This is a genomic window from Synechococcus sp. OH2 (genome assembly GCF_047462155.1).
Taxonomy (GTDB): Bacteria; Cyanobacteriota; Cyanobacteriia; order Thermostichales; family Thermostichaceae; genus Thermostichus.
Window position 1 is genome coordinate 1899 of record NZ_JANSIR010000100.1, and the last position, 580, is coordinate 2478.

Annotated in this window: 1 protein-coding gene and 1 pseudogene; one reads left to right on the plus strand and one right to left on the minus strand. The window is 48.6% G+C overall.

The window, feature by feature from the left end:
* Window positions 1-50 precede the first annotated feature (50 nt).
* On the plus strand, window positions 51-329 hold the full coding sequence (locus NW835_RS09925) for a tyrosine-type recombinase/integrase (protein ID WP_414366470.1): 279 nt from the start codon (window positions 51-53) through the stop codon (window positions 327-329).
* A 148-nt stretch (window positions 330-477) separates the two neighbouring features.
* On the opposite strand, the pseudogene NW835_RS09930 reads toward NW835_RS09925, so the two are convergent.
* Window positions 478-580: pseudogene (locus NW835_RS09930) on the minus strand (IS630 family transposase); the annotation flags it as partial.

A 580-nucleotide genomic window follows, 5' to 3' on the forward strand; every position in this document is an offset into this window, starting at 1 on the left:
TGGAGCTAGACCTTAACCTAGACGCCGTATGAGCCAAGCGCTCACGCTATTTGCTTACGGTCTTAACCCCTGAGGAGGTCAAGGCTGTCATTGTGCATCTGTCTGGGATCTATCGCTTAGTGGTGCAGGTGCTGTATGGCAGTGGCTTGAGGTTGGCAGAAGCTCAGCAGCTCCGGGTTAAAGATGTGGATTTTGCCCAACGGCAACTGGCGATTCGCCATAGCAAAGGGATGGAGAGCCGGTTAACGATGCTGCCAGAAACCCTAGTGGAACCTTTGCAAGAACACTTGCTCTGGGTCCAGCGACAACATCAGCAGGACTTGGAATAAGGATATGGCTCTGTCTATTTGCCCTTTGCTTTGGAGCGCAAGTACAGCCTGTTCAAGAATCAAGGGGTACATTAGATTTCTTTACGCTATACTTTTTTATATTTTGCTCCCAGCTCACGAACAATAGGTACAGCCTGTTAAGGAATAAAGGGGTACAGTAGCAACACTTAGCAAACCAACTCCGGAAGCAGGATGTAGTAAACAAGTCTGCACTATCTGCTCCACGCTATACTTCCCAACTCTGGAAAGCT